Source organism: Stenotrophomonas sp. GL_101 (genome assembly GCF_057835675.1).
Map to the genome: position 1 here is coordinate 1,871,362 of NZ_CM174432.1, position 24,267 is coordinate 1,895,628.

Below are 24,267 nucleotides of genomic sequence, written 5' to 3' on the forward strand. Positions count from 1 at the left end.
TTTATTGCCTGGGCACAGGGCGCCTCAGATATGCAACGCATGCCCCAGCGCACGCAGTGCCGCTTCCTGCACCGCCTCACCCAGCGTCGGGTGGGGATGGATGGTGCCGGCGATGTCCTCCAGCGTGGCGCCCATCTCGATGGACTGCACGAAGGCGATCGACAGTTCCGACACCTGCACGCCCACGGCCTGCCAGCCGAGGATGCGGTGGTCGCTGCTGCGCGCAACGACGCGCACGAAGCCATCGGTGGACTCCAGCGACATCGCACGGCCATTGGCGGCGAACGGGAACAGCGCGACCTTGGTCTCGATGCCCTGTGCCTTGGCCTCGTCCGGCGACAGCCCGACCACGACGATCTCCGGGTCGGTGAAGCACACCGCCGGAATCGCGGCCGGCACGAAGTGGCGCTTCTTGCCGCTGACGATCTCTGCCACCAGTTCGCCCTGCGCCATCGCCCGGTGCGCCAGCATCGGCTCACCGGCCACGTCGCCGATGGCCCACACATTGCGCATCGAGGTCTTGCACTGGTCGTCGATCCTGATCGCCTTGCCGGTCAGATCCAGCTGCAGCGATTCGAGATTGAAGCCGTCGGTCTTCGGGCGACGACCCACCGCGACCAGAATCTGGTCGGCGTCCAGCGCGATTTCGTTACCGTCCTTGTCGCGCACGCGCAGCTGGCCGTTGTCGGCCAGGCCGAGCACGCTGTGCCCGGTCAGCAGCTTCACGCCGGATTTCTCCAGGTGCGTGGCGACCGGCTTGGTCAGCTCGGCATCGTAGGCCGGCAGGATGCGCTCCTGGGCTTCGACGACGGTGACCTCGCAGCCGAGCTTGCGGTACACCGTGCCCAGCTCCAGGCCGATGTAACCGCCACCGACCACGATCAGCTGTTTGGGCAGCGTGGTCGGCGACAGTGCTTCGGTGGAGGACACGACCTTACCGCCAAACGGCAGGAATGGCAGTTCCACCGGCACCGAGCCGCTGGCAATCAGCAGGTGCTCGCAGGTGATCCGCAGCGTGCCGCCGTCTTCGCCGGCGCCGGCCACATCGACGGTCTTGCCGTCGACGATGGTGGCCCAGCCCTTGATCAGCTGCGCGCCGTTCTTCTTCAGCAACGCGCTGACCCCACCGGTCAGCCGCTTGACGATGCCGGCCTTCCACGCAACGGTCTTGGCCAGGTCCAGCGCCGGGGCCTGCACGCTGATGCCCAGCGGCGAGGTGCCCGCCGCATAGGCGGTGACCTTGGCGAATTCCTCGGCGGCATGGATCAACGCCTTGGACGGAATGCAGCCGATGTTGAGGCAGGTGCCGCCCGGGTTGACGCCCTCCACCACGATGGTCTTGACGCCAAGCTGGCCGGCGCGGATGCCGGCGATGTAACCGCCGGGGCCGCCGCCGATGACCAGCAACTGGGTTTCAATGGTATTGGACATCGCTTACTCCACGAACAACAGGGCCGGGGCTTCCAGGCGGGTACGGATCGCCTGCACGAACTCGGCCGCGTCCATGCCATCGACGATGCGATGGTCGAACGAGGACGACAGGTTCATCAGCTTGCGGGCGACCACCTGGCCGTCGCGGAACATCGGACGTTCGATGATGCGGTTGACCCCGACGATCGCCACTTCCGGATGGTTGATGATCGGCGTGGACACCACGCCGCCGATCGGGCCGAGGCTGCTGATGGTGATGGTCGACCCGGACAGCTCCTCGCGGGTGGCCTTGCCCACGCGCACGGCGTTGGCCAGGCGCGCGATCTCGGTGGCGGTCTGCCACAGGTCGAGCGACTCGGCGTGTGCGACCACCGGCACCGACAGCCCGACCTCGCTCTGGGTGGCGATGCCCAGCTGCACGCCCTCATAGCGGGTAACGATGTTGGCCTGGTCGTCGAAGCGGGCGTTCATCTGCGGGAAGTCACGCGCGGCCAGCACCACCGCACGCGCCAGCAGCGGCAGCAGGGTGAGCTTGCCGCGCTCCTTGCCCCAGCGCTCGTTGAGCTTGGCACGCAGGGCCTCCATTTCGGTGACGTTGATTTCTTCCACATAGGTGATATGCGGAATGGTCGACCACGACTGCTGCATTTTCTGCGCGATCTTGCGGCGCAGGCCGATGATCGGCACCTGCTGCTCGCCGGTACGCCGCGCGTAGCTGCTGCCGCCGGCACTGCCGCCTACCGGCTGGGCCTTGCCGCCCGCAGCGGCATAGGCCTCCAGGTCGGCCTGCAGGATGCGGCCGCCCGGGCCGGTGGCCGGCACGTAGCGCAGCTCGATGCCCAGGTCCCAGGCGCGGCGGCGCACGGCTGGCGAGGCGAGTGGGGCTTCACCGGCATTGAGCACGCCGTTGGTGACCGCGCCGCGCTCGTCATGCTTCACCGTAGCGGCGGGTGCAGCGGCGGGCTTGGCAGCGGCTGCGGCCGGCGTAGTCTCGGCGGCGGGCGCAGGCGCAACGGCCGGCGCTGCAGCCTTCGGCGCCACTACCGGTTCGGCAGCCGTGGCCGCGGCCGGTGCGCTGGCGGCGCTGGCATTGCCGGCGCCTTCGACCTCCATCCGGATCAGCTCGCTGCCGACGGCCATCATCTGGCCGGGAACACCGCCCAGCGAGACCACGGTACCGGCGACCGGCGAGGGGATCTCGACCATCGCCTTGTCGGTCATGACCTCGGCCACGACCTGGTCTTCGGCAACCTGGCCGCCGACCTCCACTTTCCAGGTGATCAGTTCGACTTCGGCGATACCTTCACCGATGTCGGGCATCTTGATGACGTGATGTCCCATGGTTCAGTCCTCCAGCACGCGCTGCATTGCATCGATGACCCGGGACGGGCCCGGGAAGTAGTCCCATTCCTGCGCGTGCGGGTAGGGGGTGTCCCAGCCGGTAACGCGTTCGACCGGGGCCTGCAGGTGGTAGAAGCAGTGCTCCTGCACCAGCGCGACCAGCTCGGCGCCGAAGCCGCAGGTGCGGGTGGCTTCGTGCAGCACGATGCAGCGGCCGGTCTTCTTGACCGAGCTGACGATGGCCTCCAGATCCAGCGGCCACAGGCTGCGCAGGTCGATCACTTCGGCATCGATGCCGGCATCTTCGGCGGCGGCCTTGGCCACCCACACGGTGGTGCCGTAGGTGATGATCGTCAGCGCCTTGCCTTCGCGGGCGATGGCGGCCTTGTCCAGCGGCACGTTGTAGTAGCCCTCCGGCACCAGGTTGTCCGGGTACTTGGACCAGGCGGTGACCGGGCGGTCGTGGTGGCCGTCGAACGGGCCGTTGTACAGGCGCTTGGGCTCCAGGAAGATCACCGGATCGTCGTTTTCGATCGAGGCGATCAGCAGGCCCTTGGCGTCGTACGGGTTGGACGGCATCACCGTGCGCAGGCCGGTGGCGTGGGCGAAGATCGCCTCCGGGCTCTGGCTGTGGGTCTGGCCGCCGTAGATGCCACCGCCGCACGGGGTGCGGAACACCAGCGGCGAGGTGAACATGCCGCCGGAGCGATAGCGCATGCGCGCCGCTTCGGACACGATCTGGTCGTAGGCCGGGTAGATGTAGTCGGCGAACTGGATCTCCGCGACCGGGCGCAGGCCGTAGGCGGCCATGCCGATCGCCGCGCCGGCGATGCCGTTTTCGGAAATCGGCGCATCGAACACGCGCTGCTTGCCGTACTTGGCCTGCAGGCCATCGGTGCAGCGGAATACGCCGCCGAAGTAGCCCACGTCCTGGCCGAAGACCACGACGTTGTTGTCGCGCTCCAGCATCACATCCATCGCCGAGCGCAGCGCCTGGATCATGGTCATCGGCGATCCGCCGGAAGTGTGTAGTTCAGTCCCGCTCATGGTGTTCAGACTCCCAACTGCTGACGCTGGCGACGGAGGTGCTCGGGCATGTCCTTGTAGACTTCTTCGAACATGAGCGCCGCGCCGGGACGGTTGTCGCTGCCGAGCAACCCGTGGGTCTCGGCTTCCTTGAGGGCACGCAGGACCTCGGCATCGAGCTCGGTGCGGGCCTGTTCGTGCTGCTGCTCGCTCCACAGCCCGCGCTTGATCAGGTGCTGCTTCAGGCGCTCGATCGGATCGCCGAGCGGGAAGTGCTGGGCGTCGTCGGCGGGGCGGTACTTGGACGGATCGTCCGAGGTCGAATGCGGACCGGCGCGATAGGTAACCCACTCGATCAGGGTCGGGCCAAGGTTGCTGCGGGCGCGTTCGGCCGCCCAGCGCGAGACGGCGTAGACGGCCAGCAGGTCGTTGCCATCCACGCGCAGCGACGGAATGCCGTAGCCGACGCCACGGGCGGCGAAGGTGGTGTTCTCGCCGCCGGCAATGGCCTGGAAGGTCGAGATCGCCCACTGGTTGTTGACCACGTTGAGGATCACCGGCGCGGCGTACACATGGGCGAAGGTCAGCGCGGCGTGGAAATCGCCTTCGGCGGTCGCCCCGTCACCGACCCAGGCGGTCGCAATGCGGGTGTCGCCCTTGATCGCCGAGGCCATCGCCCAGCCCACCGCCTGGATGTACTGGGTGGTCAGGTTGCCGGAGATCGAGAAGAAACCATGGTCCTTGTAGGAGTACATGATCGGCAGCTGGCGGCCCTTCAGCGGGTCGGCCGCGTTGGACAGCACCTGGCACATCATGTCCACCAGCGGCACGTCCCTGGTGATCAGGATGCCCTGCTGGCGGTAGGTCGGGAACTGCATGTCGCCATCGCGCAATGCCAGGGTCTGGCCGACCGCGATGGCTTCCTCGCCCAGGCACTGGATGTAGAACGAGGTCTTCTTCTGGCGCTGGGCGATCAGCAGGCGCGCGTCGTAGGCACGGGTCTTGAGCATGGCGTGCATGGCACGCAGCAGCACCGCCTCGTCGATATCGGCCGCCCACGGGCCGATGGCCTCGCCCTGGTCATCCAGAACCCGGATCAGCTGGGCGGTCATGGGCGCGGTCTGGCTGGCGCTGACGTCCACGGCGGGTTTGTCGACGGCGCCGGCCGGGCTGAGCTTCAGGTAGGAGAAGTCGGTGGCCTGGCCAGGACGCGCACTGGGCTCGGGAACGTGCAGGCGCAGCGGTTCGCTCGCGGCTGGAATCTGGGGTGATGACATGTCAGGGGCCTCGCTGGGCATGGTCATGGAGTTGCAGGCATGCCGCCGGTGGGGGGCGACGGCAATGGCGATGGTGACGCGTTCGATATCCGGGCAGGACGTTGCCGCGACAGGGTGTGTGGGGGAGCGCGATGTGGTGGGGGCGCAGTACATCCATGGTGAAGGCTAGAGGCAGCGCCGTGCATCGTAAATGTGTTTAATTGACTATGAGGTATTGTTTATTCAGATATCTTCGCCCGCCAGGAGCCGTGCATGCAAATTCCCGCCAACATGTCCCTGCGGCAACTGCGCTATTTCGCCGAGGCGGCCGAACTGGGGCAATTTTCGCAGGCCGCGCGCAAATTGCACGTCTCCCAGTCGGTGATCACCACCGCCGTGGCCCAGCTGGAAGCCCTGCTGGGGCTCAAGCTGTTTGATCGACTCCCGCACGGGGTCGTCCTGACCGCCGAGGGGCACCGCTTCCACCAGCATGTACGGCACGTCCTGGACACGCTGCAGGACGCGCTCAGCGAGCCGATGTTCCTGGCCAACACCTTGCCGGGGACGGTCAGGGTGGGCGCGTCGTACACGGTGCTCGGCTATTTCCTGCCTAGCCTGTTGGCACGTTTCAAGCGCTCCTACCCGCAGGTGGAGATCGAGCTGCACGACATGGACCGGGTCGCCATCGAGCGCGGCGTGGCCCAGGGCGAGCTCGACCTGGGGTTGTGCATCATTTCCAACATGGCCGAGCCCTATGTGCTGAAGCGGCAGGTGCTGATCCGTTCGCGCCGCCAGCTGTGGCTGGCCGAGTCGCATCCGTTGTTGCAGCTGCCGGTGATCGGCCCGGCCGACGTGGCGCCGTATCCCTACATCATGCTGACCGTCGACGAGGGCCAGGCGTCGGCGATGCGCTACTGGCGATCGGTGGGGCTGGACCCCAACGTCGCCTTCAGCACCTCCTCGCTGGAGGCGCTGCGGGGCATGGTCGCCTACGGTTTCGGGGTCACCATCCTGTCGGACATGGTCTATCGGCCGTGGTCGCTGGAGGGGCGCAGGATCGACGTGCGTACCTTGTCCGACGCGGTGCCGCCGATGGAGGTCGGCCTGGTCTGGCGACCGGACCAGGAGCTGCCGGCGCCCGCGCGCGCGCTGCATCGGTTCCTGGTCTTTGCCTGTGGCGGATGAGGGCCGGTAACGCATGCGAGGGCAGGGCGCGGACCGATGCCTAGTCCGCGGGCCGCTGGAATGCCTGCTCCCGGCGTGTCCACCCCTGCCACAGCGCGTACGCCAGCAGCGGCACCACGTAGGTGGCCAGGATCGCGTAGGCCAGAAGCCGGTAACCCTGCGCGATCAGCGCGACCAGGCCGATGGCATCGGCAAGGAACACCGCCACGAGCAGCAGCGCGGCGATGATCGCCACGCGGATGCCGCGTCCTGGCGGGGCACCGGTGCGCTCTTTCCAGTTGGCCCCGATGCGGCCGTCCACCGACGCCATCAGGGTGACCCCGGTTTCCACCAGCGCCACCATGATCATCAGGCGGAACAGCCACTGGAACCACGGCAGCCCGAGCTGGCCCAGCATCAGGTCCGAGGGCAGCGCGGCATCGGCGATGTCCGGCAGGAACGCGATCATGCAGAGGTAGAACACGATCGCCGGCAGGATCGCCAGCGGGCCGGCCAGGGCCCCGGCGATCACCGCGTCGCGCCGGTGCAGCAGATGGCGCACCACCAGCAGGATGGAGACCGCCGCGAACATGTTGTAGCCGGCGTAGGTCACGCCGTTGAGCACCCAGCCCGGGCCGAGATCATGGGTGCTGGAAAGCTGCGTCATCGTGCCGCCGCCGAAGCGGTACAGGATCAGGCAGGCGGCAATGGCGTAGACCAGGTACATGAAGGCCGACATCCATTTGAACATCCGTTCGACTGCCGTGGTGCCGGCCTGCACCACCGTGGTGATTACCACCACCAGCAGCAGGGTGCCGACGATCCGCGGCGATCCGAACATGGTGGCGGCCAGTTCGCCCGCTGCTGCGCCGAACACCGCCAGCACCACCACCACCAGCGCCAGGTAGGCCACCTCGAAGGTCCACCAGCCACGGCCCAGCAGATGCCGGAAGAAGGTGCGGTAGTCGTTGGCACCGATGGCCCGTGCCAACAGGAACGTCAGGATGCAGATCACGCTCCAGATCACCATCGACAACAGCATCGCGGCCAGGCCACCCCATGGTCCCGATGGCAGGAAGAACTCCGCCAGCTCACGACCGGTGGCGTAGCCGCCACCGATCACCGCCGACTTGAACGCCAGCCCGGGCAGAAGATAACGCTGGAACCGGCTGGCGGTGGCGGTCATTTCCCGGAGGCCTTGGGCTGCAGCAGGTAGAAGTCGCGCACGGTGCGTGCGATCTCGGCGATGACGCGCTCGCGCTCGCTGCGCGGTGCGGTGCTGGCCTTGACGAACACCGAGATGGCAAACCGGCTGCCGTCGGGCAGGGTGACCACACCCACGTCGTTGACGGTGCCCGCCACGGTGCCGCTCTTGTCGGCCACCTTGGTGCCCGGCGGCAGGCTGCCGCGCAGGCGTGCGCTGCAGGTACGGCACCGCTCCAGTACCTGCACCAGTACCTCGGTGCTGGCCGGGCTCAGTGCCTTGCCCGTGAACAACCGGGTCAACAGCGTGGACATCGCACGCGGCGTGGAGGTGTCGCGCGGATCGTTGTCGAATGCCGCCATGCCCGCCGTCCTGCGCTTGGCCACTTCCGGGTCGAGCTCCAGTTCGGCGACGCGTTCCTTGGTCAGCGGTCCCTTGCCCAGGCCGAAGATATCGATCAGCAGCTGCTGGGTGTTGCGATCCAGGCGCTGGTCCTGGATGCCCTGCGCGCGCAGCCAGGCGGTGACCGCGGCCGGTCCGCCGGCCTGTGCCACCAGTACGTCGGTGGCGGTGTTGTCGCTCTGGGTCAGCATCACCTCGAGCAGGTTGTGCACCGACAGGGCGACCCCTTCGTGGATGAAGCGGTCGGCGATCACTTCCGAATCGACGTAGAACGACTTCGGTACCGGCACCATCGTGGTCAGGGCCAGGTCGCCCGCATCGACCTTGGCCAGGATCGCCGCGGCCACCGCGACCTTGAACGTGCTGGCCATCGGGAACCCCTCGTCGGGGTTGAGGTGGACCTGCTCGCCCTGGCCGTCCAGGCGCCAGGCCGAGACACCGACCTTGCCGTCGATCAGGGTGGCCAGGCGTGCCACTTCGGTTTCAACCGGGCGGGGGCCGGCGCTGAAGGCGGCAAGCGGGCTCAGGCCCAGCAGGAGCGCGACACACAGGCGCAGGGTTGGGGACGTCATCTTCATGCGATACAAGCCTCCAGCAGGCGATTGAAACCACTAGTGTCCCGCATCGGGTCCGCCGCAGGCAGGCCAAGACGCGCGGTCACCTCGGCACAGGCGGCCAGTGCGGCCTCCTCGGTCATGCCGTGGGTGTTGAGACTGACACCGATGCAACGGATGTCCGGATTGGTACGGCGCCCCAGCTGCACGGTCAATGCGATCACATCCTCGATCGACGGCAGCGCGTAGTCGGGATAACCGAGCACATGCCTGCGGCCGGGCTGGTGGCAGACCACGAACACGTCCGGCTGGCTGCCGTGCAGCAGGCCAAGGCTGACCCCTGCGTAGGCCGGATGGAACAGCGAGCCCTGGCCTTCGATGACATCCCAGTGGTCGTTGGCCGCGTCCGGGCTGAGCAGTTCGGCGGCACCGGCGGAAAAATCGGCGACCACCGCGTCCATCGGAATGCCGCTGCCGGCGATCAGGATGCCGGTCTGGCCGCTGGCGCGGAAATCGGCATCCACGCCGCGTTCGCGCAGGCCCTGGACCAGCGCCAGCGCGGTGTACTTCTTGCCCAGCGCGCAGTCGGTGCCGACGGTCAGCACGCGCTTGCCGCTGCGCTTGCGGCCATTGCCGACCGGAATGCCGCGTGGTGGCACGCGCACGTTGATCAGCTGGCGCCCGGCACGTTCTGCGGCCGCGGCCAGCTCGGGGACATCGCCGAGCTTCTGGTGCATGCCGCTGATCAGGTCCAGGCCCTGTTCCAGCGCTTCCACCAGCGCCGGCAGCCACGCCGCGGTGATCACCCCGCCGCCGTTGGCCACGCCGATCACCAGCGCGCGGGCGCCGGCCTCGCGGGCCTGGGCCGGCGACATCGTCGGCAGGCCGGTGGTGATCGGGCAGCCCGGCAGGCTCCATTCGGCGACGCAGCGTTCGGGGGCCCAGTCGTGCAGGCCGATCGCGGTCTTGGCGAAACCGGCCTCGGTGGTGTCGCCCAGGAACAGCAGGTACGGCTGCGGGAGGGCGGCAAGTGCGTGCACGTCAGCGGTGGGGGTCGAGGTCATGACGGGGTCCAGTAGTCAGGAGGGCGGAAAAACGCGGAGGGGCGGTAGTGGGGCGTCATCGGACGGCTCCCCTCGGTGTTGTATAGATCCTAATTAGAGAATATTCAACCTAATTAGGATATTTATTTCCGTTACGCACCTGGCGCAAGGACGCGCCGGGTGCGTTGTACCCCTCTGTCCGCACTCAGTAGCGATAGTCGATCGACATGCCGATGGTGCGCGGCTGCAGCGGCACGCCGGTGACCGCGACATAGCGGTTGAGCGCATCGCGCACCGCGCCGGTGGAGACGTAGGCGCGTTCGTCGGTGGCATTGCGCGCATACAGGCGCACGGTCCAGGTCATGTTGGTCAGCTCGGCATGCAGGTCCAGCGCGTTGTAGCTGTCGATTTCGTAAGCACCGGCCACACGTTTGCCGGTGACGCGGTAGCCGGCACCGATCCGGCCGTGCCACTGGTCGCTGACATCGATGTCGTAGTCGATGGTGCCCGACCAGCTCAGCCGCGGGGTCATCGGCATGCGGCTGCCCGAGACCAGGCCGCTGGAGGCCGGCACGTCGCCAATGGTCGAATCGATGTAGGCCGCGTTGAGGCCCACGGTCAGGCGATCGGCCGGACGGACCATGAAGCTCAGCTCCGCCCCCTGGCTGCGGGCGCTGCCGGCGTTGCCCATCCAGCTCAGGCCGTTTTCGCTCACGCGCACCTGGATGTCGTCCCAGTCGATGCGGAACAGCGCCAGATCGATCATCGCGCGGCGGTCCCAGAAGTGCGATTTGAAGCCGAGCTCAAGGTTGTCCAGCGTGTCGGCCTTGGTCATCGGCACCACGCCGGAGGTGGACACGTTCGGGCCCCCGGGACGGTAGCCGGTTGCGTAGCGGGCATACAGCATCGCGTTGTCGTTGAAGTGCCAGCGCGAGGCCAGCTTCCAGGTGGTCACGCTGTCATCGGCCGAATCGGCCAGGTCGATCGGGCGCGGGCCGTACAACAGGCCGACGCTGTGCTGCTGGAAATCCTGCTGGTTGCGCGCATGGCGCACGCCGGCGGATAGGTCCAAGCGCGGGCTGAACTTGTAGGTGACGTCGGCGAAGATCGCCTGCTCGTCGTAGGTGCCGGGCAGGCTGGCGGTGCCGGGGTTGAACGGCAGCGGCCCGCCGCTCGCATCGTAGGCGCTGACCTGCTGGCGGTTGGCGCTCTTCTCACCAGTGAAGAAGGTACCCAGCAGCCATTCGAAGCGTTCGTCCTGTTTGGAGTTCAGGCGGAACTCCTGGGTCCATTTGCGGGTGCCGAGGAACACGTCGAACTGTGCCTGGCCCGCCGGATACGGGGTCAGCAACGGCCACGCCGCGCCATACACGAGGGTGGAATCCTGCACCTCGTCCATCCGCGATTCGGAGAAGCTGGTCGCCGACACGAAATCGACCTTGCCCAGATCCCAGTCCAGGATCGCCGAGTAATAGTCGGTTTCCATCCGGTACGGCGTGGCGCGTTTGAGGATGCCTTCGAGCGGGCCGCGGATCGGTGCGAGCGTGGGGTAGGTCAGGCCCACCGCGCTGGAGTTGTCGGCATCCACTACCTGCGACAGGGCCTGCACGCGCAGGTTGGCGTTGTCGTTGATGCGCCAGGTCAGGGCCAGGCGCGAGGCCCGCTGGTAGTAGCCATTGCTGTCCTTGGCGTCACTGCCACTGAGATCGGGCTGGTCGACATAGCCGGGGGTGCCCTGGCGCGAGAAACTGGCACGCAGGCCGACCTTGCCTTCGACCAGCGGCACGTTGAACGAGGTGCGCACGCCGGTGCCCACGTCGCCAGCTTCCTTGGTTGCATTGACGTCCATGCCGGCGCGGAACTCGACCGCATCCGGGTCGGCCGCCTTGGTGATGTACTTGAACAGGCCGCCCATCGAACTGGCGCCGTACAGCGTGCCCTGCGGACCCCGCAGGACTTCCACGCTCTGGATGTCGTAGGGCAGCAGGTCCAGCGCATAGGTGGTCGCGCGCTGCTTGTTGCTGCTCGGGCCGATCGGGGTTTCATCGATGTAGGTGCCGATGATCGAGCCCCCGCCGAGCGGTGCCACGCCGCGCAACGCCATCGTGGTCTGGCCGGGCGCACCGCCGCTGTCGACCTGGAAGCCGGGCACGTAGGCGGCAAAGTCGTTCAAGCGGGTTGCGCCGAACGCTTCCAGGCGCTCTTCGCTGATCACACTGACGCCGGCGGCCACTTCCATGACGTTCTCGCTGCGCTTCTGTGCCGTCGCCACCACGCGGTCCAGCTCCACCACATCCGGTACCTTGGCGCTGCCGTCGGCCTCGGCCTGCTGTGCTGTGGCCGGGGTTGCCAGGGCCATGCAGCACAGGGTGATGGTGGTGGCGAGGATCGAACGGTTCATCGTCGTGCACATGTGGCGGGCTCTCCGGAATCAGGGACAGGGTCAGGCGGTGGCGCGTGCATCGGGTTACCCGCAAGCAACACGCGTGAGCGTCGCTCCAGGTGCAGCAGCAGGGCGGCGACCAGCAGGCAGGTGCCGGCCATCAGCGAGAAGAAGGCGGTGCTGGAGAGGGTCGACCACAGCGTGCCGACCGCACCGGCCAGCAGGTTGCCGCCGAACGAGGCGAGGAACCAGAACGCAATGATCGTTGCGCCAAAGCCCACCGGCGCCAGCCGCGCGAACAGGCCCAGCCCGACCGGCAGGATGAACAACTCGCCGAAGGTGAAGATCGCAAAGAACAGCGCGGCCCAGAGCCAGCCGACCTTGGCCGACGGCTCGCCGCCGAGTACCGCCACCAGCGCGAACGACAGGCCAACCACGGCTGCGCCGATCGCCATCTTGGTCAGCGCCGCCGGCTCGCGGCCATTGCGCGCCTGCCGGGTCCAGTGCTGGACCAGCAATGGGGTGATCACAAACACCAGCAGCGGATTGAGCGAGAAGAACCAGGTCATCGGCACGGTGAAATCCGCGCTCAGCGCGCGATCGACGCCGGTGTCCAGCCAGATTGCGATGGTATTGCCGATCTGTTCGTAGGCCAGGCGGAACACCACGATCAGACCGGCGACCATCGCCATCAACTGCAGCAGCGGGCGATAGGCCGGTTGCCACAACGCCGACAAGGGCAGCGTGGCGCCTTTGCTGCGCGGCGGATCGGGCGGCAGGTGGCGGCGGCCGGCGATGTAGATCCCCAGGCCCAGCAGCATGCCGATGCCCGCAGCGGAGAAGCCGACGTGCCAGCCATACACTTCGCCCAGCGTGCCGCAGATCAGCGGGGCGAGAAACGCCCCGAGATTGATGCCGACGTAGTACACATTGAACGCCGATCCCCGGCGCGGGTCCTCGCGCCGGTACAGGTCGCCGACCTGGCCGGGCAGGGTCGGCAGGAACAGGCCGTTGCCCAGCACGATCGCCAGCAGTGCCGGATACAGCAAGGCGTCGAAGGCCATCAGGAAATGGCCGAAGGCCATCACCGCGCCGCCGATGATCACCGCACGCCGCTTGCCGAGCCAACGGTCGGCGAGCAGCCCGCCGAACACCGGGGTCAGGTATGCCAGCGCGGTGTACAGGCCATAGACCATCGACGCCTGTTCCTGCGAGAACAGCAGCTGTTTGGTCATGTAATAGACCAGCAGCGCACGCATGCCGAAGTAGGAGAATTTCTCCCACATCTCGGTCAGGAACAGGATGGTCAGGCCTGGCGGTTGCCCGAACCAGGCCTTGCAGGGGTCATCGACGGTCATCACTGGGGCGTCCCTTGCTCAGAGCTGCACACCGGTGCTGACCAGGCGCTGGGTGATCGCCACGAACGCCATGATCAACCCGGCCGCGGCGACCGCCCAGGACCCGATGCGGCGCACGCGTGGCCAGCTGGCCGGCATACGGATCGCGATCCACGCCAGTGCAACGCCCGCCAGCACGCTCACCCAGGTCAGCGCCTGCAGCAGGATCAGCGGGGCGTTGCTGTAGCTGGAGATCGCGCCGGGTGCGGCGATCGACTTCACATACAGCGCCCAGGCAACCACGGTGCCCAGCAGGATCGTGATCGACAGCGTCTGCAGCCGGCGCAGGCCGCGTCCTTCGGCCGGTGCGCTGGCGCGGTAATAACGGCGCACGAACACGCTACCGATGCGCAGCAGCGCCGACAGCGTCAGCATGCCCAGTGCGATGAACAATGCAGGCCGCAGCCACGCCGACGACCGCCAGCCGGGCATCGGCTCGAAGCCGAACACCGAGGCGAATGGCCCCGCGGAGAAGTACACCGGGCGGCCATCCTCGATCTTTACTTCGAGCAGGCCGCGGCCGTTTTCCTGCTGCCACAACCACGGCGACACCTCGCGCCAGCGCAGCAGCTGGCCATTGAGGCCCTTCTGGCCATCGACGGTGATGCTGCCGTCGTCCTGCGGATGCACGCGCACCGGCGCGAACAACGGCACCAGGCGCAGATACGAGCTATCCGAGCGGCGCGTGTTCTGCCAGGTCACCCCTGCCAGCGTGGCGGCGTGCGCGCGGGCGGTGTCGGCATCTACGCCCGGGCCGGCGGCTTCGACCGGGAGGGTCGGCAGGAAGTTCTCGACGAAGCGCTCCCATACCTGGGCACGCAGCGCCGAGCCGGCGGCGTCACGGCCGACGCTGTTGGTGGAGATGAACACGCCGATGTTGCGTTCGGGGATCATCCACAGCCACGAATAGAAGAACAGCATCGTGCCGCCGTGCGAGCGGGTGTCGTAGCCGCCGGTGTCCGATGCCATCCAGCCCAGCGTCATGCGCGGCAGATGCGGCAGGATCGCCGCCTGCGGAGTCAGCATCCGGGCGGTGGTGTCCTCGCCCAGAATGCGCTGGCCGTCCAGTTCGCCATGGTTGAGCGTGGCCATCATGAAGCGCGCCATCGCCGAACCGGAGGCATACAGACCGCCCACGCCCGGCGCGGTGTTCTTCTCGGCGGGGTAGCTCTTGCCCGAACCCAGCAGGTAGCCCTTGGCTGCGTGCGGCAGCAGGTCGGCCGGCAGCTTCTGCTGGAAGCTGGCGTACTGCATGCCCAGCGGCTGCAGGATGTGCTGCTCGGCGTACTCCTCGAACGATTGGCCGCTGACGCGCTCGACGATGTAGGAGGCGATGCCGGTGGCGTAGTTGGAGTATGCCGGCCGGGTGCCGGGATCGAAGATCTGGTTCGGCACCCATTCCTTGAGATAGTTGTCGCGGTTGGCCGGATGGTCCGGACCCAGCACGATCAGGTAGCGCATGCGCTCTTCCAGGCCGCTGGTGTGGGTCATGATCTGGCGCAGCGTGATCGGCTTGCCCTTGGCCGGGACCTTGATGTCCAGGTAGGTGTTGATGTCGGTGTCCAGGTCCAGCTTGCCCTGTTCGACCAGCTGCATCACCGCGGTCCAGACGAACAGCTTGGAGATCGAACCGGGGCGGAACAGGGTGGTCTTCGGATCGACCGGCGTGCGCTTTTCGACATCGGCATAGCCGAAGCCGCGTTCGGTGACGACCTTGCCGTTCTCCACCACCGTGACCACCGCACCGGCGAGATCGCCCTGGGCCATCAGATAGGGCACCAGGCCATCCAGGAAAGTATCGACCCGCGCAGCATCCAACGTGCCGGCGGCGACCGCGGAACTCGTGACCACGGCAGGCGTCGGGTCGGTGGCGGGCGTCGGGACGGGCGCCGGTGTCTGCGCCTGCAGCGGCGACAACGCCGCGGTCGAGGTCAGCAGCAGGGCGCAGGCCACGCGGCACCAGTGGCGCATGCGGGGGCGATGCACGCTCATGCCTGCACCCCCTTGCCCCAGACGGTGTCATCGCAGTGCACCAGGCCGTGGTCATAGCGCACGCCCGGGACGCGGTCGTTGCTGAGCACCAGCGGGCCATCCAGGTCGACCACGTCGCAGTGCTGGCCGACGATGTAGGCCGGGCCCATCGCCCAGCTGCTGCCGATCATGTTGCCGACCATCACCTGCATTCCCAGTGCGCGCGCCTTGTCCACCATCGCCAGGCTTTCGGTCAGGCCGCCGGCCTTGTCGAGCTTGATGTTGATCACATCGAACAGCCCCGCCAATGCCTCGATTTCCGCGGCGTCCTGCACGCTCTCGTCGGCGGCGAACGGCAACGGCCGCGCGAATCCCTGGAGGTCGGCTTCGCGGCCGCGCTGCAGCGGCTGTTCAAGCAGTTTGACCCCGTTGTCCATCAACACCGGAATCAAGGCATCGAGCACGTCCACGCTGTAGCCCTGGTTGGCGTCCACGCCGATCCACACGTCCGGGCGTACCCGGCGTACCGCACGCACGCGTTCGATGTCGATATCCAGATCGCCGCTGAGCTTGAGCTTGAGTGCCTGGGCCGGCGCATAGCGGCCGGTCGCGATCGACTGCATCGTTGCCGGGTCTTCGGCACCGAGCGTCCAGGTCGTCAACAGCGGACGCACCTGCGGCAGCCCGGCCAGCGCCCAGGCGGGCTTGCCGGCGCGGCTGGCGTCAAGATCCCACAGCGCGCAGTCCAGCGCATTGCGCGCCCCGCCGCGCGGCAGCAGCTGCTGCAGTTCGGCGCGGCTGATGCCGGCTTCGACCTGGGGACGCAGCGCTTCCAGCGTGGCCAGCATCTGCTCGGGCTTGTCATCCAGGTAGTACACGCCGCTGGCTTCGCCACGGCCACGATGGCCGCCATCTTCCAGTTCCACGCGCAGTACCGGCGAATGTTCGAACACATAGCCGCTGATCCGGAACGGAGCCAGCAGCTGCAGCAGGTCGATCTGCAGAGTCAATTTCACAGGAGTCTCCAGCCCCGTTGCGGGGCAACGGGTCAGTAATTGAGAGCGAAGTCGGCCAGGCCCATCAGCACGATGGCGTAGGCAAGCACACCGGCCGATACCAGCAGCAGTGCCGCCCAGAGCCGCGCCAGCCAGCCGCGTCCAGCGCGGACGGTCTGCAGCAGATTCCACGCCGTCGCGGCGATTGCGCCGATGATCGCGATCACCGAGGCGATGCCCAGGGCGATGATGGCCGGGTCGAGGCGGTCGTCAAGGCGGGCAAAATCCGCCGACGCCCACGCCATCACCGCCATCGCCGCCACCGGTACCGCCAGCATGAACCCGCAGGCCAGGCGGCTCAGGCGATAGGCCCGCAGCGCGCTGCGCGGCCAGCCCAGGACGCGGCCATGTCGACGACGCAGCACGGCCGCGATCGGCCATGCCAGCACGGCCAGTGCAAGCACCGCCACGGCAGCGGTCAGCGCCGGCTTGAGCCACAACGCGGAGCGGTAGCCTTCAGCGCGCAGGAACACGTTGTACGGTGACGAGGAGTCGACCGCGAAGCCCACCGGCTGCCCGTCCTTGAGGATCGCCGCCAGGCGCAGCTCGCTGTGGGTTGCCTGCCACAGCCACGGTGCGATCGGCTTGAAGGTGCTGGGCTGCCCGTTGGGCTGTTTCAGCCGCGCCAGGCGCAGCCCGCCGTCGTCCAGGGCCTGCAGTCGCGTCTGCGACAGGATGCCGGTGCGGCCGATGCCGGTCTCGGCACGGCGTGACTCGAGATAGCTCGGTGCGGCCAGCATGCGTGCCTGCTCCCTGGCCAGCGCCAGGTCGGCGACCGGTGCGGGCGCGGGGCGGCTGACCGGGAAATAGCGATCGGCGAAGTTCTCCAGCAGTTCGCGCCGGATCGGGCCGGTGATGCCATCGGCACCGGCGCTGTTGAGTGCGACGAACACGCCGACGTTGTGGTCGCGGAACAGGAACAGCTGGGAGTGGAACGAGAAGGTATCGCCGGCATGGGACACCACGCGCTGGCCGTTGACGTCGATCTCGTAGAAGCCCAGCGCCATCGTGTTCAACGGCGGTGCGAAGCGGGTCTGCGGGGTCAGCATCTGCTGGCTGGTCGCTGCTTTCAGCAGCGGCGTGTCGGCGCCGCCGGCAGCAGCCAGGTGGGCGATCATGAAACGCGCCATGTCGGTACCACTGGCGGACATGGCACCGGCCGGTGCGGCAGGGGTGACTTCAAACGCCCGCGGGGGCCCCGATCCCAGCGCATAGCCCTTGCTGACCAGCGCACGCAGCGCCGGCGGCAACGGCTGGCGGAAGCTGGAGTGCTGCATCTGCAGCGGCGCGAAGATGTGCTGCTCCACGTAGTCGGCGAAGGGCTGGCCGGAAACGCGCTCGACGATGTATCCGGCCACGCTGGTGCCGTAGTTGGAGTACGCCGGAACGGTGCCCGGGGCGAAAATCTGGGTCGGCACGCGGCGCTTCAGGTACGGGCCCAGGTCGATGCCACCGGCCTCGGCGACCGCTTCGCTGGTCCACATGTACTTGATGTTGGCTTCGAAGCCGCCGGTATGGGTCATCAGCTGCCGCAGGGTGATCGGCAAGCCGCGTTCGGGCACCTTGAAGTCCAGGTACTGGTTGATGTCCGCGTCCAGGTCCAGCTTGCCGGCCTCGACCAGTTGCATCACCGCCGTCCAGGTCATCAGCTTGGAGACCGATGCCATCCGGAACAGGGTGCGGTCCGGGTCAACCGGGGTCTGCTTCTGCACGTCGGAAACGCCGTAACCACGACGGACCAGGATCTGGCCGTCCTTGACCACGGTAACCACCGCGCCGGCAACATCGCCACGCGCGATCGCATAGGGCATGTAGCCATCCAGCCAGGTGGTCGCATCCTCGGCGGTCAGCCGCGGGCTGCCGTCGGGGCCGGGCGCGGGCGCCGCGGCGGGCGACGAGGGTGGTCGCTGTGCGTCGACCGGGAAAGACAGCAGAACTCCACAACACAACGCGACAAGCCATGACCACGAACGCATGCGACGATCCCCTCTGGAGCTGGAAGACAGTGCACCCCCAAGCGACCGCTTCGAAGTGCAAAACTATCTCAATCAGACAACAATATTCCTGATTAGAGAAATGTCAAACATTCGTCATCTCGTCCGATCCGGGATCGGACCCCCTGATTTGACCTTTTGGTCCTCCGAAGGCCGCTTCCCGGGGCGACGCCGCAGTAGACTTGCGCGGGTACCGGAGTTGCAGGGCTTCTGAAAGAGGCAATAGCGTCGAGAAAGCATCCTGATCAGGATGGCATTCATCTGCACGTAGTATCGTAGCCACAACTTCACTGGCAATAGCCCAAAGGTCCTGTCGATGAGTCCGAAGAGCCCCACGCTCGGTACCCTGCTGCGCGGCCTGCGCACGCGCAAGGGTTGGACGCTCAAGGAAATGAGCGAACACACGCAGATTCCCCTGTCGACCCTGTCAAAGATCGAGCACGACCGCTTGACCTTGACCTACGACAAGCTCCAGCACCTGTCGCAGCGCTTGAACCTGCGCATGTCCGAGCTGTTCTCCGAGCCGGACACCGACAACGCGCCCAAGCCGGTGACCGCCCGGCGCAGCCTGGGAACGCTGGACAAGGCACTGCGGGTGCAGACCGACAACTACGATTACTTCTATCTGTGCACCGAATTGCGCCGCAAGCGGATGATTCCGATCATCACCAAGGTGCGCGCCAAGACCACCGCCGAGTTCGGTGAGCTGGTCCGCCACCCGGGCGAGGAATACGTGCATGTGATCGAAGGTCGCATCCAGGTGCATACCGAGTTCTACGATCCGGTGGTGCTGGAGACCGGGCAGGGCATCTACATAGACAGCCAGATGGGGCATGCGTACATCGTCGACCAGGGCTGCGAGGAGGCCGTGTTGCTGGCGGTCTGCGCGAGTGCGGATGAGGACCTGATGGAATCGCTGATCACCCTGCATGAGCATGAGGGCAGTCTTTGACGGCCGTCATGGCCGTGGCAGGTCGCCGCGGCAGGCAGTGACAGACGACAGGGCACCGAAAGGTGCCCTTGTCCGTTGCGGTGCGCGCGGCCGGCGCTGCCGCTGGCCCGGACGCAACGGTTGACTGGGAGTCTACCTACTAGTAGGATGAAGTATCCGGTTGCGCCATCCAGGCGCCGCCTGGCCGATTGTAGATGGAGCAGGATATGAACGATGCAGCGCTTTCGCCCAAAGCGGCCGAGATTGTCGGTTACGCCCGGAGCTTGCTGGAAACCGGCGGCTACAACGGCTTCAGCTATGCCGACATTGCCGCGCGGGTGAACATCAGCAAGGCCAGCATCCACCACCATTTCCCCAGCAAGGCCGAACTGGTTCGCGTGGTGGTGGTGCTCTATCGTGCCGAAGCGAGGGCCGGCCTGGCCGTGCTGGATCGTCAACTGGCCGACCCGTTGCAGGAACTCAACGCCTACGTGGACTATTGGTCCAGCTGCATCCGTGGCGGTACCTCTTCGTTCTGTATCTGCGCGATGCTTGCCGCGGAATTGCCGCTGATTCCGCCGCAGATCGCCGAAGAAGTGCGCGGGCATTTCCTGGATCTCAGCGGCTGGCTGACAGTGGTGCTCGAGCGCGGTGTTGCCAAGGGGCAGTTCCGCCTGCAGGGCACCGCGGCCGAGGAGGCGACAGCGTTCATGGCGTCGGTGCATGGCGCCATGCTGGCCGCGCGTGGTTTCGGGGATGCTGAAACCTTCATCGGACTGGCCCGGCTGGCGATTGCGAGACTGACCTCTCCCGCCTGAGCGAGTTACAGGACCCGGCAGAAGCGGGTCATTTTTTTGCGCCATTTGCCTACCTACTAGTAGGTTCATTCATTCCATCGACGAGGTCACCCATGAGTCACGCCCTTTCGCCGCTAGGCGCACTGCACACCGCCATCAGCCTGATTCCGCTGGTCGCCGGCATCTACGGGTTCGTGCGCCATCGGCGCATCGATACCGGTACCCGTTCGGGAAACCTCTATCTGGTCGGGCTGGTGTTGTCGGTGCTGACCTCCTTTACGGTGTCCAGCACGGGAGGACTCAACCCCGGTCACGCCTTCGGCGTGGTGATTCTGGTAATCGCCTTCGCGGGCGCGCTGGTTGATCGGCTGCACGCCCTGGGCAGGGTCGGTCCCTATCTGTCCACTTTCGCGCTGTCCTTCAGTTTCCTGCTGTCACTGGTACCGGCGACCAATGAAACCCTGACCCGCTTACCGCTCTCCGAACCGCTGGCCGCTGCACCGTTGGCACCGGTCGTGCTGGGTACGCTTGCCGTCTGGTTCGCAATGTTCGTCGTCGGCTTCATTGCACAGTGCTGGATGATCCATCGGCGCAATCGACGGACGACAGCGACGGGCTGAACCTCCGGCCCTAGCGGCTCAGACTGGCGGCCACGTGCAGGGCCGCTCCGATCAGGAACACCGCGCTCAGGGTGAGCGACAGTCGATGCCGGGTCGGGAACAGCACCGGCTGGAGCACGGCCCGGAGCAGCCAGAAGCCTGCGCCTGCCACGGCCAGAATGCGTGCGCCTTCCCCTGCCGGCATCCACAGCAGCGCAAATGAGTAAGCGAACAGGCAATAGATCAACATCGCGTTGAGCGTCTGCGAAATCGCGGTGTTGAGGGTGCCGGAGGCCCCCAGGGTCGCCGGCCATCCGAACAGGCGCCAGAACGCCAGGTGGAACAGCGCAAAGCCGAGGTCGAACACTGCGCTGGCGGTGATCAGGGGCAACATGCGGATGTCCTGGGGCAGGGGATTTGCCGCGCTACTATCCCACCATTGTCGATGCGCTGTGCTGGCCGCTGGCGGCTCCTGCGAGCCCGTGCTGGGCAGCCCGGAGCGCGGCGCCGGGCATCAACAACGTCTTCGACAAGCGCATCGGTCCCCTACCACTGCGCCTCCAGCGTCCGGAACGGCTGCTTCAACAGCATTCCCTCGGCGTCGTAATCGCCAACCACGCGCCCGTCCACGCGCACGCTTTTTGGCAACGTACGCGAGGGCCACCACACGCGCACGGCGGTGCCCTTGCGCAGTCCGTCGCCCAGGCTGACCTGCAGCATGCCCCCACGCTGCCTGGCCTGCAGCTTCAAGGTGCCATAGGCGGTGGGCAGGCGATCAATGGCCAGCCCCTCACCGGCCACCCAGGACGGCGGGGTGCCCGGCAACAGGGACAGCGCATCGTCGTCCTCGCGCATCAGCATGCCGAACAACGTGCGCCCGTACTCCGCGCCGATCCAGGTATGCGGCATGTCGCCGAGATAGCGCGGGAAGCGCAGTCGCGAGTGGACCACTTCGGCCAGCACCTGCCACTCCAGCGGGCGACGGTCATGCAGCAATCCCTGCAGAAGTTCGTCGGCCGCTTCCGGCTGGCCCAGGTGCACGTAGCTGAGCACGTTGCGGATTTCATACGGGGTGTAGGCGTACAGCGCGCCGGGCTGGTTGCGCTTGCGGACATCTTCCAGGTAGCGCGCGAAGGTGGTGCGCAATGCCTCCGGTGGCAGTACATCCTGCGCGCCGGTCGGGTCGAGCGCGATCGACACGCCGGTCGGATCGCCATCGCCGAGGTCGGCGGAGGAGGGGATGAAGTCGATGCCCTTCCAGGCCATCGTCGCGCGGATCGAGGCGGCCAGCGCATCGTGCAGGGCCGTGTACTGCTCGCGCGCCCATGCCGCCGTGTCGTGGTCGCCCAGCGACTCGGCCAGCCATGCGCCGTCGTGCCAGCCTTTCAGCCCCCAGTAGTCATCCCAGTAACTGTGCGTGGGCGAGGGATAGCCTTCGTGGCTGATCGACGGGGCCAGGATCCCGGCGAAGCGCTCCGGCGAGGGCTGGCTGGCCATGTAGCCGGGTACCAGCGTGCGCTCGCGCAGTTCCTGCAGGAAGCGCATCGCGGCCTTCACCTTGGGCAGGTAGGCACGCACCGATTCGGGGCCGCCATCCAGCCGGGCAACGTCGGCGACCAACGCGATGTACTGGCCCTGGCTGTCGTACTCGATGTCCGAGCCGAACCCGGTGTTGACGCTGCCATCGTCGTTGAGGATCGGCGAGACCAGGCCATTGGGGTGCACGCCGTGCTCGCTGTACCAGGCCAGGTAATCGCGCGCGACCTGGCGCTCGCCCATGCGCAGCAGCACCGCCGAGGTCGCCATGCCATCGCGGATGAAGGAGCGGTTGTAGTTGCGCGGGCCGGGCTGCATGGCCGGCCCGGTCTGGTTGATCAGCATGTAGGCGGCCTGCGCGCGCAGCATGTCCACCAGTGAAGGATCGGGCAGGCGCAGGCCGACATGGCCGAGCCGTTCCTGCCAGTCGGCCGAGGCGCGGCGGGCAAGCGCCTCGAAGGCGGCGTCGGCGTCGCGGGGGACGTTGCCCAGGTCCAGCGCGGGGGCGTCGGCCAGCGAACCATCGGCGGCCGTTGCGGCCGTGCCGAGCGGGAAGGCCACCACCACCGACTGGCTGCCCCCCGGTGCCAGCTGTATCGGGTAGCCCAGCGCCGCAGCCGCCAGGCCCTCGGCGTCGTGCGACTGGCGTGCAGCAGGCAGGCGGCCTTCGGCGATGGCGGCAGTGATTTCACTGCTGCCATCGGTCCCGAACGGCGCGGTACCCGCAGTGTCGAACGGGGTCAGCGACTGCAGCAGCGGGCGGCCGTTGATGCGCACGGCCTGGCCGTCCACCGCGACGTCGCGGATCGGCGACAGGCCGCCGTTCTGCCACGGCGGATTCATCTGCATCGGCCGCACCGCCAGGGTCAAGGTGCCGTTGACCGGCGTCGCCCCGGTGTTGCGCAGGCGATGGCGGACCAAGGTGACCGGTTGGCCGCCCAGTTCAATGGCGAACGCCTCGCTGCGCAGTTCCAGCCCCGGCTGCGGCGACCACGTGGCCGAGGGCATCGGCTTCCAGCCATCGGCCAACGCGTGCTGCACCGGCTGCTCGGCCGCACCGGCGGCATGGCCATCGGCGTTGCGCCAGATCGGCTGCACCAGTGGCGCGCCCTTGTAGGCTTCGATATTGCCGTACTCATCGAAAATCGATTTCTGCCGGCCGGCGTGCACGCCCACGGCGGTCCAGTAGGTCTGCTGCCGGTGCAGCGAGGCCGGGAACAAGGCGCGCTGCGCGCCGCCTGCCGCGATCTGGTAGCGCTTCATCGGCGTCATCACCGCCGCCGGACCGAGCAGGCGGATGCGTGCCATCTGCGGTGCGTTGCCATCCACGCTCAGTCGCAAGGCCTTGACGGTTACCGCGGTGCTGGCGGCCAACCAGCTCTGTTGGCGGCTGCCCGCCTGCGGGTCGCGGGCCAGCTCGATCCAGCGGCCATTGGTGTCCTGTGCCTGCAGCCGTGCCGCCCCCTGCGCGCCGGCCCAGTCCACGGCCAGGCCGGTGGTGGATTGCGCGCGTGGCAGGGTGATGTCGAGCACATGCGTGTTGCCGGGGCCGGCCGGGATCGCAACCGCGCCGCCGCCCTGCCATACCGCTGCCGCCTGGCCGGCGTCGAGCCCGGCGACGCGGGCACTGGTGGTGGCATCCAATGGCTCCATCTCGAAGATCGACACGCCCCAGTCGGAGGTGCGCTCGGGGCTGGCCAGGCGCAGGTAACGGGCCGGACGCGGTGCGAAGAACAGCGTTTCGATGCCGCCGAGCGAGTCGCCCATGACGTAGGCGGGCTGCCACTGTTTGCCATCCAGCGAGGTCTGCAGGCGGTAGCCCTCGGGGTTGGAGACATCCCAGGTAATGCGGACGCCGCCGAGCGTACTGGGCTTGCCCAGGTCGATCTGGAACCAGTGGCCGGGGCTGAAGGCGCCGCCGGTCACGGTCTTGGGATCGCCATCGATCAGGTGGCTGACCGCCATGGCCGGCACCTGCTGCGACGAACTACTGGCCTGCCATTGGCTGCGTGGTGGCAGGTCCTGGGCAAAACAGGTCGAGGCCAGGGCCAGCGCAGGGAAGAGCAGGGCACGCGCCATGCCGGAATACGGCCTGTGCAGGACAATCCAGCGGTCAACATGCAACCCCATCAACGCTCTCCCGGTCTCGTCGGCCTCGACAATGAGGTCCGGGCACACGCTAG

At 67.2% G+C, this 24,267-nt stretch carries 18 protein-coding genes; 4 read left to right on the top strand and 14 right to left on the bottom strand.

The window, feature by feature from the left end; translation table 11 throughout:
• Window positions 1-24 precede the first annotated feature (24 nt).
• Genes lpdA through AC3IR9_RS08465 form a run of 4 tightly spaced genes read right to left on the bottom strand, consistent with a single transcriptional unit; the run spans window position 25 to window position 5,075 of the window.
• Window positions 25-1,431: a dihydrolipoyl dehydrogenase gene (lpdA, locus tag AC3IR9_RS08450; RefSeq protein WP_489295289.1), complete on the bottom strand. Its 1,407-nt coding sequence runs from the start codon at window positions 1,429-1,431 to the stop codon at window positions 25-27.
• A 3-nt stretch (window positions 1,432-1,434) separates the two neighbouring features.
• On the bottom strand, window positions 1,435-2,772 hold the full coding sequence (locus AC3IR9_RS08455; RefSeq protein WP_489295290.1) for a dihydrolipoamide acetyltransferase family protein: 1,338 nt from the start codon (window positions 2,770-2,772) through the stop codon (window positions 1,435-1,437).
• A gap of 3 nt (window positions 2,773-2,775) precedes the next feature.
• Window positions 2,776-3,780, bottom strand: coding sequence for an alpha-ketoacid dehydrogenase subunit beta (locus AC3IR9_RS08460; RefSeq protein WP_489295291.1), 1,005 nt, complete (start codon window positions 3,778-3,780; stop codon window positions 2,776-2,778).
• Window positions 3,781-3,824: 44 nt separating this feature from the next.
• Complete coding sequence (locus AC3IR9_RS08465) at window positions 3,825-5,075, bottom strand: 3-methyl-2-oxobutanoate dehydrogenase (2-methylpropanoyl-transferring) subunit alpha (RefSeq protein ID WP_489295292.1); 1,251 nt, start codon at window positions 5,073-5,075, stop codon at window positions 3,825-3,827.
• 252 nt (window positions 5,076-5,327) lie between these two features.
• Here AC3IR9_RS08465 and AC3IR9_RS08470 point away from each other — a divergent pair, with 252 nt between their 5' ends.
• Window positions 5,328-6,239, top strand: a complete 912-nt coding sequence (locus AC3IR9_RS08470) for a LysR substrate-binding domain-containing protein (protein ID WP_489295293.1) — start codon at window positions 5,328-5,330, stop codon at window positions 6,237-6,239.
• 40 nt (window positions 6,240-6,279) lie between these two features.
• On the opposite strand, the gene AC3IR9_RS08475 is transcribed toward AC3IR9_RS08470, so the two are convergent.
• The 8 genes from AC3IR9_RS08475 to AC3IR9_RS08510 form a co-directional block, all read right to left on the bottom strand.
• The gene (locus AC3IR9_RS08475; RefSeq protein ID WP_489295294.1) at window positions 6,280-7,404 is read right to left on the bottom strand and encodes a YkvI family membrane protein; all 1,125 of its coding nucleotides are present in this window, start codon (window positions 7,402-7,404) and stop codon (window positions 6,280-6,282) included.
• On the bottom strand, window positions 7,401-8,402 hold the full coding sequence (bla, locus tag AC3IR9_RS08480; protein ID WP_489295295.1) for a class A beta-lactamase: 1,002 nt from the start codon (window positions 8,400-8,402) through the stop codon (window positions 7,401-7,403). The genes AC3IR9_RS08475 and bla overlap by 4 nt, the downstream gene beginning before the upstream one ends.
• Window positions 8,399-9,442, bottom strand: a complete 1,044-nt coding sequence (locus AC3IR9_RS08485) for an N-acetyltransferase DgcN family protein (RefSeq protein ID WP_489295296.1) — start codon at window positions 9,440-9,442, stop codon at window positions 8,399-8,401. Before AC3IR9_RS08485 ends, bla begins: the two co-directional genes overlap by 4 nt.
• A gap of 184 nt (window positions 9,443-9,626) precedes the next feature.
• Window positions 9,627-11,822: a TonB-dependent receptor gene (locus AC3IR9_RS08490; protein ID WP_489295297.1), complete on the bottom strand. Its 2,196-nt coding sequence runs from the start codon at window positions 11,820-11,822 to the stop codon at window positions 9,627-9,629.
• On the bottom strand, window positions 11,819-13,162 hold the full coding sequence (locus tag AC3IR9_RS08495; protein ID WP_489295298.1) for a peptide MFS transporter: 1,344 nt from the start codon (window positions 13,160-13,162) through the stop codon (window positions 11,819-11,821). The genes AC3IR9_RS08490 and AC3IR9_RS08495 overlap by 4 nt, the downstream gene beginning before the upstream one ends.
• 18 nt (window positions 13,163-13,180) lie before the next feature.
• Window positions 13,181-15,193 carry a serine hydrolase gene (locus AC3IR9_RS08500; RefSeq protein WP_489295299.1) on the bottom strand — a complete coding sequence of 671 codons (2,013 nt, stop codon included), beginning with the start codon at window positions 15,191-15,193 and terminating at the stop codon, window positions 13,181-13,183.
• Window positions 15,190-16,188, bottom strand: a complete 999-nt coding sequence (locus AC3IR9_RS08505) for a dipeptide epimerase (RefSeq protein WP_489295300.1) — start codon at window positions 16,186-16,188, stop codon at window positions 15,190-15,192. The genes AC3IR9_RS08500 and AC3IR9_RS08505 overlap by 4 nt, the downstream gene beginning before the upstream one ends.
• 32 nt (window positions 16,189-16,220) lie before the next feature.
• The gene (locus AC3IR9_RS08510) at window positions 16,221-18,038 is read right to left on the bottom strand and encodes a serine hydrolase domain-containing protein (protein WP_489295301.1); all 1,818 of its coding nucleotides are present in this window, start codon (window positions 18,036-18,038) and stop codon (window positions 16,221-16,223) included.
• Window positions 18,039-18,537: 499 nt separating this feature from the next.
• Between AC3IR9_RS08510 and AC3IR9_RS08515 the strand changes: the two genes are divergently transcribed.
• The 3 genes from AC3IR9_RS08515 (at window position 18,538) to AC3IR9_RS08525 (ending at window position 20,569) form a co-directional block, all read left to right on the top strand.
• Window positions 18,538-19,173 (top strand): helix-turn-helix domain-containing protein, encoded by a 636-nt coding sequence (locus AC3IR9_RS08515; RefSeq protein WP_489295302.1) that lies wholly within the window; start codon window positions 18,538-18,540, stop codon window positions 19,171-19,173.
• Between the two features lie 206 nt (window positions 19,174-19,379).
• On the top strand, window positions 19,380-19,970 hold the full coding sequence (locus AC3IR9_RS08520; RefSeq protein WP_489295303.1) for a TetR/AcrR family transcriptional regulator: 591 nt from the start codon (window positions 19,380-19,382) through the stop codon (window positions 19,968-19,970).
• Between the two features lie 92 nt (window positions 19,971-20,062).
• Window positions 20,063-20,569 (top strand): hypothetical protein, encoded by a 507-nt coding sequence (locus AC3IR9_RS08525; protein ID WP_489295304.1) that lies wholly within the window; start codon window positions 20,063-20,065, stop codon window positions 20,567-20,569.
• Window positions 20,570-20,579: 10 nt separating this feature from the next.
• On the opposite strand, the gene AC3IR9_RS08530 is transcribed toward AC3IR9_RS08525, so the two are convergent.
• Together AC3IR9_RS08530 and AC3IR9_RS08535 are read right to left on the bottom strand one after the other, a co-directional pair.
• Window positions 20,580-20,942 (bottom strand): hypothetical protein, encoded by a 363-nt coding sequence (locus tag AC3IR9_RS08530; protein WP_489295305.1) that lies wholly within the window; start codon window positions 20,940-20,942, stop codon window positions 20,580-20,582.
• A gap of 152 nt (window positions 20,943-21,094) precedes the next feature.
• Window positions 21,095-24,214, bottom strand: coding sequence for a galactose-binding domain-containing protein (locus AC3IR9_RS08535; RefSeq protein WP_489295306.1), 3,120 nt, complete (start codon window positions 24,212-24,214; stop codon window positions 21,095-21,097).
• Window positions 24,215-24,267 lie beyond the last annotated feature (53 nt).

Bases quoted from the DNA above. Each gene is read 5' to 3' on its own strand.
- AC3IR9_RS08465 (WP_489295292.1), bottom strand. From the start codon at position 5,075: ATGTCATCACCCCAGATTCCAGCCGCGAGCGAACCGCTGCGCCTGCAC.
- lpdA (WP_489295289.1), bottom strand. From the start codon at position 1,431: ATGTCCAATACCATTGAAACCCAGTTGCTGGTCATCGGCGGCGGCCCC.
- AC3IR9_RS08515 (WP_489295302.1), top strand. From the start codon at position 18,538: ATGAGTCCGAAGAGCCCCACGCTCGGTACCCTGCTGCGCGGCCTGCGC.
- AC3IR9_RS08535 (WP_489295306.1), bottom strand. From the start codon at position 24,214: ATGGGGTTGCATGTTGACCGCTGGATTGTCCTGCACAGGCCGTATTCC.
- AC3IR9_RS08510 (WP_489295301.1), bottom strand. From the start codon at position 18,038: ATGCCCTATGCGATCGCGCGTGGCGATGTTGCCGGCGCGGTGGTTACC.
- AC3IR9_RS08495 (WP_489295298.1), bottom strand. From the start codon at position 13,162: ATGACCGTCGATGACCCCTGCAAGGCCTGGTTCGGGCAACCGCCAGGC.
- AC3IR9_RS08470 (WP_489295293.1), top strand. From the start codon at position 5,328: ATGCAAATTCCCGCCAACATGTCCCTGCGGCAACTGCGCTATTTCGCC.
- AC3IR9_RS08485 (WP_489295296.1), bottom strand. From the start codon at position 9,442: ATGACCTCGACCCCCACCGCTGACGTGCACGCACTTGCCGCCCTCCCG.
- AC3IR9_RS08455 (WP_489295290.1), bottom strand. From the start codon at position 2,772: ATGGGACATCACGTCATCAAGATGCCCGACATCGGTGAAGGTATCGCC.
- AC3IR9_RS08460 (WP_489295291.1), bottom strand. From the start codon at position 3,780: ATGACCATGATCCAGGCGCTGCGCTCGGCGATGGATGTGATGCTGGAG.
- AC3IR9_RS08475 (WP_489295294.1), bottom strand. From the start codon at position 7,404: ATGACCGCCACCGCCAGCCGGTTCCAGCGTTATCTTCTGCCCGGGCTG.
- AC3IR9_RS08530 (WP_489295305.1), bottom strand. From the start codon at position 20,942: ATGTTGCCCCTGATCACCGCCAGCGCAGTGTTCGACCTCGGCTTTGCG.
- AC3IR9_RS08525 (WP_489295304.1), top strand. From the start codon at position 20,063: ATGAGTCACGCCCTTTCGCCGCTAGGCGCACTGCACACCGCCATCAGC.
- AC3IR9_RS08500 (WP_489295299.1), bottom strand. From the start codon at position 15,193: ATGAGCGTGCATCGCCCCCGCATGCGCCACTGGTGCCGCGTGGCCTGC.
- bla (WP_489295295.1), bottom strand. From the start codon at position 8,402: ATGAAGATGACGTCCCCAACCCTGCGCCTGTGTGTCGCGCTCCTGCTG.
- AC3IR9_RS08490 (WP_489295297.1), bottom strand. From the start codon at position 11,822: ATGAACCGTTCGATCCTCGCCACCACCATCACCCTGTGCTGCATGGCC.
- AC3IR9_RS08520 (WP_489295303.1), top strand. From the start codon at position 19,380: ATGAACGATGCAGCGCTTTCGCCCAAAGCGGCCGAGATTGTCGGTTAC.